Genomic DNA, 13,243 nt, shown 5'->3' with positions numbered 1-13,243 from the left:
ATTCGCTGGATTGTCGTGGCATGTGTCTTTACCGTCGTTGCCATGAGCACGTATGTCCTTGCCGCCGTCGCCGGTTTGCTGACCGGCGCCGGGCTGATCATCGCGATCGGGCCCCAGAATGTCTTCGTCATCCGGCAGGGTGTGGCCCGCTCACATGTGATCCCGGTCGTCGCGGTGTGCGCGATCTCCGACGTGGTGCTGATCCTCGCGGGCGTCGCCGGGCTCGGCGCACTGGTCGCCGCTCACCCGGCGGTGGTGACGATCGCGAAGATCGTCGGTGGCGGATATGTTGTCGTGCTCGGCCTGATGGCGGCGCGCCGGTGTCTGCGGAGCAGCGAGGCCATCGTGACCAATGCCGGCGAGGCGAACAATGTGAGCCGGTGGGCGGCGGTCGGGATGACGCTGGCCCTCACGTGGCTCAACCCGCACGTCTACCTGGACACGGTGCTCACCATGGGGGCCATCGCGAACAGCCACGGAAATGCCAAGTGGGCGTTCGCCATCGGCGCATGCCTCGCAAGCCTGCTGTGGTTCGCGTCGCTCGGCGGGGGCGCCACGAGGCTTGCCCGCCACTTCGCGTCACCGAGATCGTGGCGGGTGCTCGACGCGGTCGTCGCGGTCGTGATGCTCGCGATGGGGGCGATGCTGATCGCGTCGGTGTGAGGACGGGGCCTTCCGGGATTCGATCTCTGAGGAGACCCGGAGCCTGAGAGACCCGGAGCCCGCGGAGGGTCGTCACGAAGGGCGGCCCTTCGTGACGCTCGCAGGCTCGCTCCTCAGGGATCGGGTGACGCTCGCGGGCTCGCTCCTCAGGGATCGGGCGGCGTCCGAGGCGAGGTGGGCCGTCACACCTTCGCCGGCTCGGGCTCCCAGAGATCCGGATCCACCTGGGTCTCGATCGGGATCTCGCGGATGGCGGATCCCTCGACGTCGACGTTGGGGAGGATGCGGTCGAGCCAACGGGGAAGCTTCCACGCGGTGTCGCCGAGCAGCGTGATGACCGCAGGCACCACGGCCATCCGGATGATGAAGGCGTCGAAGAAGACCGCGGCCGCGAGCGCGAAGCCCATCATCTTCGCGATCGTGTCCGGAGCCAGCATGAACGCCGCGAACACGGAGATCATGATGACCGCCGCCGACGCGACCACCCGGGCGCCGTGCTGATACCCGACGATGACGGAATCCTTGGCCGAGACGCCGTGTACGTATTCCTCGCGCATTCGGGTCACCAGGAACACCTGATAGTCCATCGCCAGGCCGAACACCACGCCCACCAGGAAGATCGGCAGGAAGGAGATGATCGGTTTGGTGTGGTCGATCAGGCCGAAGTCGCCCTCCTGGAAGATCGCCACCGTCGCACCGAACGTTGCGCACACCGAGAACAGGAACCCGATGGTCGCGATCAGCGGGACCAGCAACGACCGGAACACGATGGTCAGGATGATGAAGGCCAACCCGACCACGACGATCAGGAACGGGATCAGTGCCGAACTGAGCTTCGATGAGATGTCCGACATGATCGCGGTCTGTCCGCCGACGTTGACGGTGGCGCCGTCGGGCGAGGTCGCGCCGTAGTCACGGATCTGTTCCATCAATTCGTGGGTCTGTGGACCGCTCGGCGACTGCTGCGGGGTGACGGAGATGAGTGCCGCGGTCGCGCCGGCCTGCGGGTTCGCCGGGTCGGTGCCATTGCCGATCCAGGTGATCTGGGCCGGATTGGCGACGTTGTCGAGGGTCTTCATCTTCTCGACGACCGCCGTCGCCGCGGGTGCCACGTCACCGCCGTCGGCGTCGCTGACGACCACCAGGAGGGGGCCGTTCACGCCCTCGCCGAAGCCTCGATTGAGCAGCTGGGTGGCGGCGTATTCGCTGTCGGTGGTCGACTCCATCCCGAGGTCCATCTTGGTCATCGGGATCGCGGCGACGGCCAGGAGGACGAGACCGACGATGGCCACCGGTAGCGGGTAGCGGGTGACGAACCGCGCGAACCGCAAACCGTTCGACGGCTGCGAGTCGGGCTCGTCGCCGTGCCGGATACCCGGGATGCGGGGCTTGAACGCGAATCGCCCGAAGGCACCGAGGAGCGCAGGGATGAGGGTGATCGCGCCCAACACCGCGACGAGGACGGCCACGGCCGCGGCGACACCCATCTGGGTGATGAACGGGATCCCGACCACGGCGAGCGCGGCGACCGCGATCATCACCGTCAGGCCCGCGAACACGACGGCCGAACCCGCGGTGCCGACCGCCCGTCCGACCGCGGCCTCGCGACTGCCGCCGAGATTCAGCTCGGATCGATACCGGGACACGATGAACAGTGCGTAGTCGATCGACACGGCGATGCCGAGCATGGTGATGATCGTGGTCGCGCTCTGCTGGACGTCGATGATCTTGGCGCTCAACGTGACCAGCAGAATGGTGATCCCCACGCCCATGATGCCGGTGACGATCGGGATGAACGCGGCGATCAGCGCGCCGAACGCGACGATCATGATCACGAACGCGACCGCGAAGCCCAGCAGCTCGGACACGCCGCCCTGCTCGAACACCTGCATCAGCGAACCCGTGCCCTCGACCTGGAGTCCGTCGCCACGGAACTCGGCCAACAGATCCTCGAACTGCTGCATGTCCTCACCGGTCAGGTCCTGCTGGGGGATGTCCTGACGGATCTGGATCAGGCCGACCTTGCCGTTGTCGCCGAGGACGGCCGAGGCCATCGCGGGGTTCTCCTGCGCAGCGGTCACCGGGTTGACCACGGTCTCCGGTTCCACGACCTTCGGCAGGGTCCGGGCCTTGGCGACCAGCGCGTCGATCTGCTGGGTGTGGTTGGCGAGCCCGTCGTCGGCGGCCACCAGGATGCTGGTCGACGCCTTGAGCTGCTGTTCGTTGATCGCGGGGAAATCGGACTTCATCACCGACATCGCACGGTCCGAGTCGGTGCCCGGCAGCTCGAAATCGGTGGAGAACTTGGGTGCGGCCGCGCTGACGATCGCGCCGAGGGCGATGATCACCGCGAGCCAGGCTCCGACGAACCACCATTTGTGCCGGAACGTGAAACGCCCGAGCCGGTACAACCACAACGCCACGGCGACCTCCCAATCGATGTGACTGCCAGCGTATCGGGCGCGGAGCGTGGAGTGCCGACCGTGATCGGGATCCGTTGCAGTCGGTGTGAGTGGGGTCTCGATACGACTCCTCGCTGCGCTCGTCGTCTACTCGACCGGCGGGCGGGGGTATTTCTCGCTGGTCGAGTAGCTTCCGAGCGGAGCGAGGCAGCGTATCGAGACCCGGGGCCCGCGAGCAGGGGAGCTCAGACCAGCGGTCGCTTGGTCCTGATCCGGAAGCGGACATCCCACAGCAGCAGGTTGAACGGAAACTCGCGCATGGGTTTCGGAAGCCGATTGCAGATGGCGCGGACAACTTTGTTGTGCGTGTCGAACACGACGCGCTGCCAGGGCTTGAACTCGAGGCCCATCTTGTCGCGGAAGTTCTGCGGCAGGAAGCCGATGGTCAGCAGCTCGAACCACCAGCCGACCAGCACGCTGAACCAGCGCGGCATGAATTCCGCACGGGTGATGCTCATCAGGTGTTCGCGGATGACCGGATCGATCTCGAAGCTCTCGACGGTCTCGTTCCAGTAGGTCTCGAAATCGGCTCGGGTCGCCGGCCACATCTCGCGCGGCACCTGCAGCGTGGTGCCGAGGACCGCGCCGTTCTGATAGGCCTCGTCGGTGATGTCGGCGGGATCGCCGTAGATCCGCTGCATGTCCTCCCAGCCCTTGTAGAGGCAGGCCGCGACCCACAGCTGCAGCTGAGGGTCGAAGGCGTTGTACTTCACCGGACTGTCGGCGCTCGACCGCACCTTCGCGTGCGCCTTGCCCACCGCTTTGCGGTAGGCCTTGCGATCGGCCGGGCTGCCCATGACCGCGACGGCGAGGTAGCTCAGCGTGGTGCGAGTTCGTTTGATCGGGTGCTTGAACAGGTTGCCGCTGTCGACCCGGCTCTCGTACACGCCGTATCCGACCGCGGGCATGGCGAGCTGCATGATCACGTTGGCCGGTCCGGCGAGCGCGGAGATGCCCTTCATCTCGTTCATCCGGCTCGGCAGGGCGTCGAGTTCGCCACGGGTCATCCGGGCCGCCGGTGGCAGGTACTCGGTGTCCGGCGCGGTCGCCGAGTGGGCAGCCGGCACCTCGACCTCGACGTCGACGATCGGTTCAGTACTCACCAGGTCTCCCATGTTTGCTCGGACAGTTCATGACCGCCACACATTCTGACAACGTGCGTATTCTCTTTCATTCAACGATGTCATCGTCATCGGTGTCAAGATGGACATGTGGCGAGCACCTCCGAGACCAGGTCGACCGGCTCATCGAGTACCGGCGGCAGATTGCGTGCCTACGGCGGTGAGGACGGCGGCAGCCGCGTCGCCCGCCGTCGGGCCACACTGGTCGACGCCGCACTCGAACTGCTCGGCGCATCGGACGGCGGGTCGGTCACGGTGCGTGGTGTGTGCCGGGAGGCGGGTCTCACCACGCGTTACTTCTACGAGAGTTTTGACTCGATAGAAGCGCTGGTGAGTGCGACGTTCGACGAGGTGATCGCGGAGATCTCCGAGGATGCACTCGCCGCGTTCGACGCCGGCGACGCAGTCGAGGGCAAGGTTGCCGGTGCGATCGCCACCATCGTGCGCATCATCGACGAGGATCGCCGCAAGGGCCGTCTGCTGTTCTCCCAGTCATTACTCAGCCCCACCATCGCGGCCAAGCGGATGGAGTCCACGGCGCTGTTCGCCGGACTGACGTTGCAGTCGGCGTCGGGAGTGCTGGAGGTCAGATCGCATCCGAAGGCGTTGGCCGCGGCCCACTTCCAGGTCGGCGGCCTCGCCCACCTGTTGGCCGCATGGCTCGACGGCCACCTGGACCTCGACCGCGGCGGTGTCGTGGAGGTGAGCGTCGGGTTGATGATGGCCATCGCCGACGGCGTGGAACGGTTCGGCGCGTAGCGATCGGGACATGTGTCACCGCTGCACCGCCATACCCGCAGGGACGCTATGTTGGATGCCATGAGTAGTGGAGCCGGCGAGGCGGAGGTGCGTCCACACTCCATCGGCGAATGGCGAGACTACGGTGAGCCGGAGCTCCCGGTGCCGCTGGCAGCGGCGCTGGCCGCGTTCGCCGAGCAGGGTTACCACGGAACGTCGGTGCGAGAGATCGCCTCCCGCGCGAACCTTTCGGTACCGGGGCTTTATCACCACTATCCGTCGAAACAGTCGTTGCTCCAGGGCTTGCTGGAGCGGACCATGACCGACCTCCTGAGTCGGTCGGAGCGTGCCATCTCTGAGGCCGGTGACCGGCCGATCGCCCAGTTCGACGCCGTGGTCGAGTCGCTCCTGAGGTTCCACATGTACCGACGTGAGCAGGCGTTCGTCGGTTCCACCGAGATCCGCAGTCTCGACGACAGCTATCGGCAGACCTACATCGGGCATCGGGACCGGCAGCAGCACATGGTCGACGAGGTCGTGTTCGCCGGCGTGGAGGCGGGAGTGTTCTCCACCCGGTATCCCAAGGACGCGAGTCGTGCCGTCGCCACGATGTGTGTCGGGGTGTCGACCTGGTTCAAGCTCGACGGTGAACTCGGTGCCGACGAACTCATCTCCCGGAACCTGCAGCTTGCCCGTGCTCTCGTCGGCTACCGGACCGGCGACGGTTCGGACTGATGCGTCCCCCGGTGGCGTCGGCCTGACTTGACCGCGGCTTTCCGGGCTGGCATCGTGACGTTCGCCGAACGATCGCTCGGTCGGCGAACCATGAGGAGATCCGATGCCCGTTGACCTGAGCTACTCCCCGGACGTCTCGGAGATCGTCGACAAGACGAGCCGATTCGTGCGCGACCATGTCCTGCCGATCGAGAACGCGCATGGCGGAGACATCACCGCGGCCGGCGGTGACGAACTCCGTCGGGAGCTCAACGCCAAGGCCAAGGCGGAGGGGATCTTCGCGCCACACGCGCCGGTGGAGTTCGGCGGGCTCGGTCTGAACATGTCCGACCGCGCACCGGTCTTCGCGGCTGCCGGATACTCGACCTTCGGGCCGGTGGCATTGCACATCGGCGCGCCGGACGAGGGCAATGTCCACATGCTCGCGCACGTCGCGAGCGACGAGCAGAAGCACAAGTACCTCGCCCCGCTCGCGGCCGGTGATGTCCGGTCGGCGTTCGCGATGACCGAACCCTCCCCGGGAGCCGGTTCGGATCCCAATGCGTTACGCACCAGCGCCGTCAAGGTGGACGGCGGTTGGAAGATCAACGGCGAGAAGCGCTTCATCACCGGCGCCGATGGCGCGGGCTTCTTCATCATCATGGCGCGGACCGCGGGGGCACCCGGCGACCGGGGCGGCGCGACCATGTTCCTCGCCCCGGCCGATGCCGCAGGCATCTCCGTGGACCGCCACATCGTGACGACGGACCGCTCGATGATCGGCGGGCACTGCGAGGTCAGCTTCACCGATCTCTTCGTCCCGGACGAGGACATCCTCGGCGAGGTCGACGAGGGGTACCGGTATGCGCAGGTGCGATTGGGCCCGGCACGGATGACCCACGTGATGCGGTGGTTCGGCTCGGCGCAACGTTGTCACGATGTCGCCGTCGACTACGTGTCACGACGAGAAGGGTTCGGCGGCAAGCTCGGTGACCTCGGCATGATTCAGCAGATGGTCGCCGACAACGAGATCGATCTGGCCGCGAGTACCGCACTGCTGATCAAGGCCTGCCACGAACTCGATCTGGGCAACCACGCGTCGAACGAGACGTCGATCGCCAAGACCTTTGCCGCGGAGGCATACACGAGGATCGCCGACCGCAGCATTCAGATGTGCGGCGGGATGGGCGTCTCCGACGACCTGCCGCTGGCGCGGCTGCAGAGTGAATTGCGCCCGTTCCGGATCTACGACGGACCGTCGGAAGTGCACCGATGGGCGATCGCGCGCCGTGCGATCGGTCGAGCACGTAAGGCGGCCCGGTCGGCGGACGCCGCCGCGTCGGGAGCGAACCGGTGAGCGAGCATCCGGCGCTGAATTCGGTTCTGCTGCGGGACTTCCTGGTCGGACGTGGAGTCGACGTGGTCGGCGGGCTCCGCGTGGATCTCATCAGCGGTGGCAAATCCAATCTGACGTTCAGTGTGCGCGATGACCGGTCGCACTGGGTGGTGCGGCGCCCGCCGACGAGCGGGCTCACCCCGTCGGCACACGACATGAACCGCGAGTGGGCGGTGACGAGTGCGCTCCAGCAGACCGACGTCCCAGTGGCGCGGACCGTCGCGATCGACTCCGAGGGGGAGGTCTTCGGCGCTCCGTTCACGGTGGTCGAGTTCGTCGACGGACCGGTCATCCGGACCGCCGGTGACCTGAAGGCCTTGTCGGACAGTGATGTCGAACGCAATCTCGACGGCCTGGTGGAGACGTTGGCCCGGCTGCACGAGGTCGATTACCGGGCTGTCGGGCTCGGCGAGTTCGGTCGGCCGGATGGCTTTGTCGCGCGCCAGGTGAAGCTGTGGGCCCGGCAGTGGGGGCACGTGAAGAGCCGTGAACTCGAGGACGTCGATCGGCTTGTCGCCGCATTGGGTGAGCGGGTGCCGACCGAGGCGCGCAACACCATCGTGCACGGCGACTATCGGGTGGACAACACCATCACATCACCCGACGATCCGGGAGTTGTTCGAGCGGTGGTGGATTGGGAGTTGTCGACGCTCGGCGACCCACTCACCGATATCGCACTGATGTGTGTGTACCGCCGCCCCGGCTTCGATCAGGTGGTCGGCTTCGAGGCGGCGTGGACCAGCGATCGTTATCCGTCGGCCGACGACATCGCGCAGCGTTACGCCACGCGGACCGGACGTGATCTGGGGGACTGGGACTTCTACCTGGCGCTGGCGAATCTGAAGCTCGGAGTGGTCGCGGAGGGTATCGCGCATCGGGCGCGTGCCGGCGCATCGTCCGACGGTGCCGAGCGTGCGGGCGAGGCGACCGCAGAATTCGTTGCCGCGGGGCTCCAGCAGCTGAGGGGGACACGGAATGTCGGATGACAAGGTTGCGTTGGTGACCGGCGCCTCGCGGGGGATCGGTGCGGCGATCGCCGAGCGGTTCGCCGCGGACGGGTGGGGCCTCACCATCAGTTCGCGCGGGCGAGAAGCGTTGGAGCAGAGGGCCGCTGAGCTCTCGGAGCTCGGGGCGAGTCGCGTCGAGGTGATCCCGGCGGACATGACCGATGCGGACGCCGTCGCTGAGCTGGCGGCGGGACATGCCGAGGCGTTCGGCAGGTGCGATGCCCTGGTGATCAACGCCGGGATGGGGCAGAAGGGCGCCATCGCGGACCTGCCGGTCCGTCGTTTCGACCGTCTGTATCAGGTGAATGTCCGTGCGCCGTACATCCTTTTGCAATCTCTGCTGCCGACGCTGCGTGCCACGGCCGAGGCGAACGGTGTGGCGAAGGTGATCGCCGTCGCGTCGATCACCGGCGTCTATCCCGAGCCGGAACTGTCCGCATACGGCTCGACGAAGGCGGCGCTGATCTCGCTGTGCGAGACGTTCAACCTCGAGGAGTCATTGAACGGCGTGAGTGCGACCACCATCGCACCCGGATATGTCGACACGGACATGTCCGACTGGCTCAAGGAGCAGGTCCCGGGCGAGGAGATGATCACTGTCGGCGACGTCGCCACCATCGCACACTCGGTCACTGCGCTGTCGCGATTTGCCGTGTTACCCAACGTGATCCTGACCAGGCCGGGGACAAATCTGCATCGGGCGTGAGTGGCCTCGATACGCGGGCCTCGATACGCAGATCCGGCTCCTTCGTCGCGGGATCTGCTACTCGACCAGCAGCAGGCGACTTCCGCTGATCGACCAGCGGCGGGCGGCCTCCGCTGATCGAGTAGGACCCGAGCGTAGCGAGGCTCCGTATCGAGATCGTCTGCCCCGTCAGCGGAACGTCGCGACCCCACCGTCCCGATCCGCGAGATGGGCGTGTTCGTTGAAGGACACGACCGAGACGCCGCTGCGTCCGACGATCAGCTTCGACACCGAGGCATTCACCATCGTGCGGGACAGCAGCGGCCAGCCCTGCGCGGGGATGTCCCACAGTTGGCCGAGCCATCGGGTGATGGAGCCGGCGGAGGACACCACCACGACGGTCTGCCCCGACCCGGCCAGGGCGACGGCTCGGTCGGCGGCGGCAGATATCCGGGCGCTGAAGTCGCGGTAGGTCTCACCGCCGGCCTCGTGATGCTGGGCCGTGTCCGCGATCCACTGGGCCAGACCGGTATCGAGTCGCTGCTGATAGCTGCGGCCGTCGCGATACTCCTCGGCGCTGGCCGAACCGACCAAGGCCGGCAGCGCATATTCGTTCCAGTCCGGATCGACCTCCGGTGTCGGAGCCGAGTCGAACGCCGAGAGCACCGCGGCCAGGGTCTGCGACTGCCGCGGGAGATCACCGCTCACCGCAGCGGTGACCTTGTCGGTCAGGCTGGCGAGCAGCGCGCCGGTCAGCCGGGCCTGCATCACGCCCGTGTCGGTGAGTCCCCCCGGCCCGTTGGGCGCCGGATCGTCGCTGCCCTGGATGCCGTACGCATTCGGGTCGGCCTGCCCGTGCCGGACCAGATAGATCACGCCCATGCATCACACCTTATGGCCTCGGGTCGGCTGCCGATGAGTTCGGGCTGCCCGGCCGGTCAACACATCGTGGAATCACCACGTGATCGAGGAGTGTCCGAATTGTCGACGATGTTGTTCGTCAACCTTCCCGTGGCCGATGTGGCGCGCTCGCGGGCGTTCTTCACGTGCCTGGGCTTCCGGTTCGACGCGCTGTTCTGTGATCAGGGCACCGTCTGCATCGAGATCAACGACAGCAGCAGGGTGGTGCTCCACGCGGCAGGGCGGTTCGCGGGGTATGCGGCGAGCGCGGTGGCCGACCCGCTCCTTGGACGCGAGTCGTTGGTGGCGGTGTCGGCCGGCTCGCGGTCCGAGGTCGATCGGTGCGCGGATGCGGCGCTGACATACGGCGGATCCGCTCTGCGTGACCCCGAGGATCTCGGCTTCATGTACTGCCGCAGCTTCTGCGATCTCGACGGCCACGCGTGGGAGGTGGTCTGGATGGACCCCTCACAGATCCCGGCGGACGACGACTCCTCGACCTAGTGGGCCCGGGCTCTGAGCCGACTGCGCGGCTCGGTGATCCGGCTCAGTGGAACGGGCTCGGCGCGGAGCGCTGCGGTGCCTCGTAGGGTGTGGCGGGCAGTCCGAACCGCGCGAAATCTTCTTCCAGGGTGTCGCTGAAGAAGGCCACCACATAGGAGACCTTGCCGTCGGCGTCGAGGTCGAGCACATGGAGCTGGAACGGGCGGTGGATGCCGTCGGGCTCGCGCATGTAGAGGCCGAAGGCCGGCTGTCCGTTCGCCGTGGTCGGCAGGAGGATCTGGTCTCCTTCCTTCTCGGCGGGACAGTTGCGGCGGATGAGCGTGCCGATGGCGGCGGGGCCCTGATACCAGCCGGTGAACGGGGGCATCTCCCAGATGGCCTTGTCTGTGAACAGGTCGACGATCGCATCGACGTCGTACCGTTCGAAGGCCGACACGTACTTGGCGAGCAGTTCACGCTTGGCGGCATCGTCGAGCGTGCTCGGCGAATCCTTCTCGGGCGCAGCGTTCTTGAGCTGCTCTCGGGCCCGCTGCAGAAGACTGTTCACAGTTGCGGTGGTGACCCCGATGGTGTCGGCGACCTCTGCGGCCCGCCACTGTAGGACGTCACGGAGGATCAGGACGGCGCGCTGACGTTCGGGCAGATGCTGGAGCGCGGCGATGAAGGCGAGGCGGATCGACTCCCGGGCACCCACCACATAGGCGGGATCGGCGTCGTCGCCCGGCGCGATCTCGTCGACGGTGCCGGAGAACGGCTCGAGCCAGGGGACCTCGTGGTCTTGCAGGAGGTCGTCGGTCGGGTCGAAGGCGTCACCCCCGAGTCCGGACGGCAGTGGTCGCCGCTGTCGGCTCCCCAGCGCGGTGAGGCAGGTGTTGGTGGCGATCTTGTGCAACCACGTGCGCACCGACGCACGCCGATCGAATCCTCCGTAGCCACGCCATGCGCGCAGATAGGTCTCCTGCATGAGATCCTCGGCGTCGTGATGGGACCCCATCATCCGATAACAATGCGCCAGGATCTCGCGCCGGAACGGTTCGGTGACCTCGAGAAACTCGGCGTCGGACGCGTTGGGCGCAGTCGTGGTGGACATGTGACCCAGATTACGGGAAGGGTCCGACAAGGTCAGCCCCTCGAGTCGAGCGTTCGACGGAACCGATTCCGTGGTCGCTGCGTCAGATATAGGTCCGGTGTTCATGCACAGGATGAGTCGGGTCGGTCCGGCGGTCGTGAGGGGGATCGCCGGGCCGGCCGGGCCCGCTCCGGGGCGTCCGAAGCGGGTTTGGATCACGCTGCGCGCAACCGACGCCAGGACGTTGGCGCAGTCCTATCATCGCCGGTGAACGCCCATATTTGCGTGCCGCCGACGACCGGGGTGGTGGGCCGTCCGAGGTTGCCAGTCGCCCTCGCGCGTTGCTAGCTTGATGCACATGACGAGCCGCCAGCCCTACGTCCCAGAGGTCACCTATGTGACTACCGCTCTGGGCTGTCGGCTGCCGTTTGCTCGTGTTCTGTGTTGTTGCCGAATGCGCTGATCCCAGCATTCACCCCGGGCCAACGGCGGCCCACTCACTTCCGCTCATCCGAGCGACTCGGTCGCGCCCCGGCGCCGATCCGACCCGGATGTGGCACATTCGATGAGGACACACAGATGACCGCAACGCTCGACCACCACAGCACCGCCACCGCCAACCCGGAACCCGCCCGACCGCAGGCGCCCCGACCACCGGGACACCGGCTCGCCGACCGCGTTCCCCGCCCACTCGCCTATGGGTCACCGCGGAAGGGAGCGTCCGCCATTCACATCGCCACGCCTCAGCTGCAACTGTCGTCGAAGCCTGCCGCGCTGGTACTGCGTACCGCGCGTCTCTCCGGGCCGGTGTTCCGCGACGACGCCGCCGAGTACACCGGGCTGAGTATCTCGACCGTGAACCGACAGGTGGGTGCCCTGCTCAAGGCCGGTCTGATCCGCGAACGCGCCGATCTCGCCCCCGCCGGGGCGATCGGCCGGCCGCGACTGCCGTTCGAACTCAACGTCGCCGACTTCCTCACGCTCGGCATCCACATCGGCTACAAGGTCACCTCGATCACCACCCACGACCTCCTGCACCGTGTGGTCGGGGCCATCCAGATCCCCACCCCGGCCGCAGACAGCGCGGAGGAGACCCTCGAGGCGATCGGGGTCAGTGCTCGGCGCTTCGTCGGCCGATGGGCGGGCCGCCGCGTGCTCTGGGCCGGCGTGGCGCTCGGTGGGCGGGTCGCGCCCGGCGGATTGGTGGATCACCCCCGCCTTGGCTGGTCGGCGGCACCGGTCGGCCGGATAATCGCCGAGACCGTCGGTCTGCCGGTGTCGGTCGCCTCGCATGTCGAGGCGATGGCCGCCGCGGAACTCGTCGTCAATCCCGATCAGAAGAAGTCGAGCTTCCTGTACTTCTATGCCCGCGAGATGGTGGGTACCGCCTTCTGCGTCGACGGCACCGTGCACACGCCGACCGCGGGCCCGCCGGTCATCGGCCATTTCCCCACCGGACCCACCACACTCCTCGATCCGGAGAAGACCGGGCGACTCGAGCCGACCGCCAGCGACACCGGCGTGGTGGATGCCGCGCAGGCCCTCGGGCTCTCGGTCGACGACATCGAGGGTGTGCACGACCTCGCCCGCGGCGGCGACGCCACTGCGCGTGCACTGCTCGAGGAGCGGGCCGAGGTCCTCGGCCGGACTGTCGCGCTGATCGCCGACATCTTCAATCCCGATCACATCGTGCTCGGTGGTCAGGCGTTCACCGATTTCCCGGCCACCTTGCCGACCGTCGCGAAGGCGGTCAAGACGACGTCTGTGGTGGCCAACCGCGATGTGCGCGTGTCGCATTCGGGAACCACCGTGCAGCAGCAGGCCGCCGGTGCGGTCGCCCTCGATGCGATCTACACCGATCCGCTGGAAGCGCTCGCCGCCACCGCCTGAACTTCAATCCCCCTACCCCCGGCACCCCCCGCAGCCGCGACGGTTTCCGTCACCCGCGCCCCCTAAATGGCGTCGCGGATGACGGGAACCGTCG

Annotated in this window: 12 protein-coding genes; 8 read left to right on the top strand and 4 right to left on the bottom strand. The window is 67.0% G+C overall.

The genetic code is table 11. From position 1 onward, the window contains the following. The first annotated feature begins 42 nt into the window (after positions 1 to 42). On the top strand, positions 43 to 663 hold the full coding sequence (locus ACPXCG_RS22580) for a LysE/ArgO family amino acid transporter (RefSeq protein ID WP_425794570.1): 621 nt from the start codon (positions 43 to 45) through the stop codon (positions 661 to 663). A gap of 182 nt (positions 664 to 845) precedes the next feature. On the opposite strand, the gene ACPXCG_RS22575 is transcribed toward ACPXCG_RS22580, so the two are convergent. Then, entirely contained in the window at positions 846 to 3,086 is a 2,241-nt protein-coding gene (locus ACPXCG_RS22575; protein ID WP_425794569.1) for an MMPL family transporter, read from the bottom strand. 224 nt (positions 3,087 to 3,310) lie between these two features. Next, positions 3,311 to 4,228, bottom strand: coding sequence for an oxygenase MpaB family protein (locus ACPXCG_RS22570; RefSeq protein ID WP_425794567.1), 918 nt, complete (start codon positions 4,226 to 4,228; stop codon positions 3,311 to 3,313). A 108-nt stretch (positions 4,229 to 4,336) separates the two neighbouring features. On the opposite strand from ACPXCG_RS22570, the gene ACPXCG_RS22565 reads away from it, so the two are divergent. From ACPXCG_RS22565 to ACPXCG_RS22545, 5 genes are all read left to right on the top strand, one after another. Beyond that, positions 4,337 to 5,005 carry a TetR/AcrR family transcriptional regulator gene (locus tag ACPXCG_RS22565; RefSeq protein WP_425794566.1) on the top strand — a complete coding sequence of 223 codons (669 nt, stop codon included), beginning with the start codon at positions 4,337 to 4,339 and terminating at the stop codon, positions 5,003 to 5,005. Between the two features lie 48 nt (positions 5,006 to 5,053). Beyond that, complete coding sequence (locus ACPXCG_RS22560) at positions 5,054 to 5,719, top strand: TetR/AcrR family transcriptional regulator (protein WP_425794565.1); 666 nt, start codon at positions 5,054 to 5,056, stop codon at positions 5,717 to 5,719. Positions 5,720 to 5,822: 103 nt separating this feature from the next. Further along, positions 5,823 to 7,055 (top strand): acyl-CoA dehydrogenase family protein, encoded by a 1,233-nt coding sequence (locus tag ACPXCG_RS22555; RefSeq protein WP_425794564.1) that lies wholly within the window; start codon positions 5,823 to 5,825, stop codon positions 7,053 to 7,055. Then, on the top strand, positions 7,052 to 8,080 hold the full coding sequence (locus ACPXCG_RS22550) for a phosphotransferase family protein (protein WP_425794563.1): 1,029 nt from the start codon (positions 7,052 to 7,054) through the stop codon (positions 8,078 to 8,080). The genes ACPXCG_RS22555 and ACPXCG_RS22550 overlap by 4 nt, the downstream gene beginning before the upstream one ends. Continuing rightward, positions 8,070 to 8,807 carry an SDR family NAD(P)-dependent oxidoreductase gene (locus ACPXCG_RS22545; RefSeq protein ID WP_425794561.1) on the top strand — a complete coding sequence of 246 codons (738 nt, stop codon included), beginning with the start codon at positions 8,070 to 8,072 and terminating at the stop codon, positions 8,805 to 8,807. The genes ACPXCG_RS22550 and ACPXCG_RS22545 overlap by 11 nt, the downstream gene beginning before the upstream one ends. 168 nt (positions 8,808 to 8,975) lie before the next feature. Here ACPXCG_RS22545 and ACPXCG_RS22540 read toward each other — a convergent pair whose 3' ends face one another. After that, the gene (locus ACPXCG_RS22540) at positions 8,976 to 9,668 is read right to left on the bottom strand and encodes a histidine phosphatase family protein (RefSeq protein ID WP_425794560.1); all 693 of its coding nucleotides are present in this window, start codon (positions 9,666 to 9,668) and stop codon (positions 8,976 to 8,978) included. 99 nt (positions 9,669 to 9,767) lie between these two features. Here ACPXCG_RS22540 and ACPXCG_RS22535 point away from each other — a divergent pair, with 99 nt between their 5' ends. Beyond that, positions 9,768 to 10,190, top strand: coding sequence for a VOC family protein (locus ACPXCG_RS22535; protein ID WP_425794655.1), 423 nt, complete (start codon positions 9,768 to 9,770; stop codon positions 10,188 to 10,190). A gap of 43 nt (positions 10,191 to 10,233) precedes the next feature. Here the strand turns inward: ACPXCG_RS22535 and ACPXCG_RS22530 are convergent, their stop codons facing one another. Then, entirely contained in the window at positions 10,234 to 11,280 is a 1,047-nt protein-coding gene (locus ACPXCG_RS22530) for a sigma-70 family RNA polymerase sigma factor (RefSeq protein WP_425794559.1), read from the bottom strand. Between the two features lie 558 nt (positions 11,281 to 11,838). Between ACPXCG_RS22530 and ACPXCG_RS22525 the strand changes: the two genes are divergently transcribed. After that, positions 11,839 to 13,149, top strand: coding sequence for an ROK family transcriptional regulator (locus ACPXCG_RS22525; protein ID WP_425794558.1), 1,311 nt, complete (start codon positions 11,839 to 11,841; stop codon positions 13,147 to 13,149). The last annotated feature ends 94 nt before the right edge of the window (positions 13,150 to 13,243 follow it).

Origin of the sequence: Gordonia sp. DT218 (assembly GCF_049847105.1) — a bacterium.
GTDB lineage: Bacteria > Actinomycetota > Actinomycetes > Mycobacteriales > Mycobacteriaceae > Gordonia.
The sequence above is the reverse complement of the archived record's forward strand: the minus strand, read 5'-3'. Positions and strand labels throughout refer to the sequence as shown.

What these genes read in the sequence shown, in the direction of transcription:
- ACPXCG_RS22545 (WP_425794561.1), top strand. Translation starts at nt 8,070, where the DNA reads ATGTCGGATGACAAGGTTGCGTTGGTGACCGGCGCCTCGCGGGGGATC.
- ACPXCG_RS22525 (WP_425794558.1), top strand. Translation starts at nt 11,839, where the DNA reads ATGACCGCAACGCTCGACCACCACAGCACCGCCACCGCCAACCCGGAA.
- ACPXCG_RS22580 (WP_425794570.1), top strand. Translation starts at nt 43, where the DNA reads ATGAGCACGTATGTCCTTGCCGCCGTCGCCGGTTTGCTGACCGGCGCC.
- ACPXCG_RS22555 (WP_425794564.1), top strand. Translation starts at nt 5,823, where the DNA reads ATGCCCGTTGACCTGAGCTACTCCCCGGACGTCTCGGAGATCGTCGAC.
- ACPXCG_RS22530 (WP_425794559.1), bottom strand. Translation starts at nt 11,280, where the DNA reads ATGTCCACCACGACTGCGCCCAACGCGTCCGACGCCGAGTTTCTCGAG.
- ACPXCG_RS22560 (WP_425794565.1), top strand. Translation starts at nt 5,054, where the DNA reads ATGTTGGATGCCATGAGTAGTGGAGCCGGCGAGGCGGAGGTGCGTCCA.
- ACPXCG_RS22540 (WP_425794560.1), bottom strand. Translation starts at nt 9,668, where the DNA reads ATGGGCGTGATCTATCTGGTCCGGCACGGGCAGGCCGACCCGAATGCG.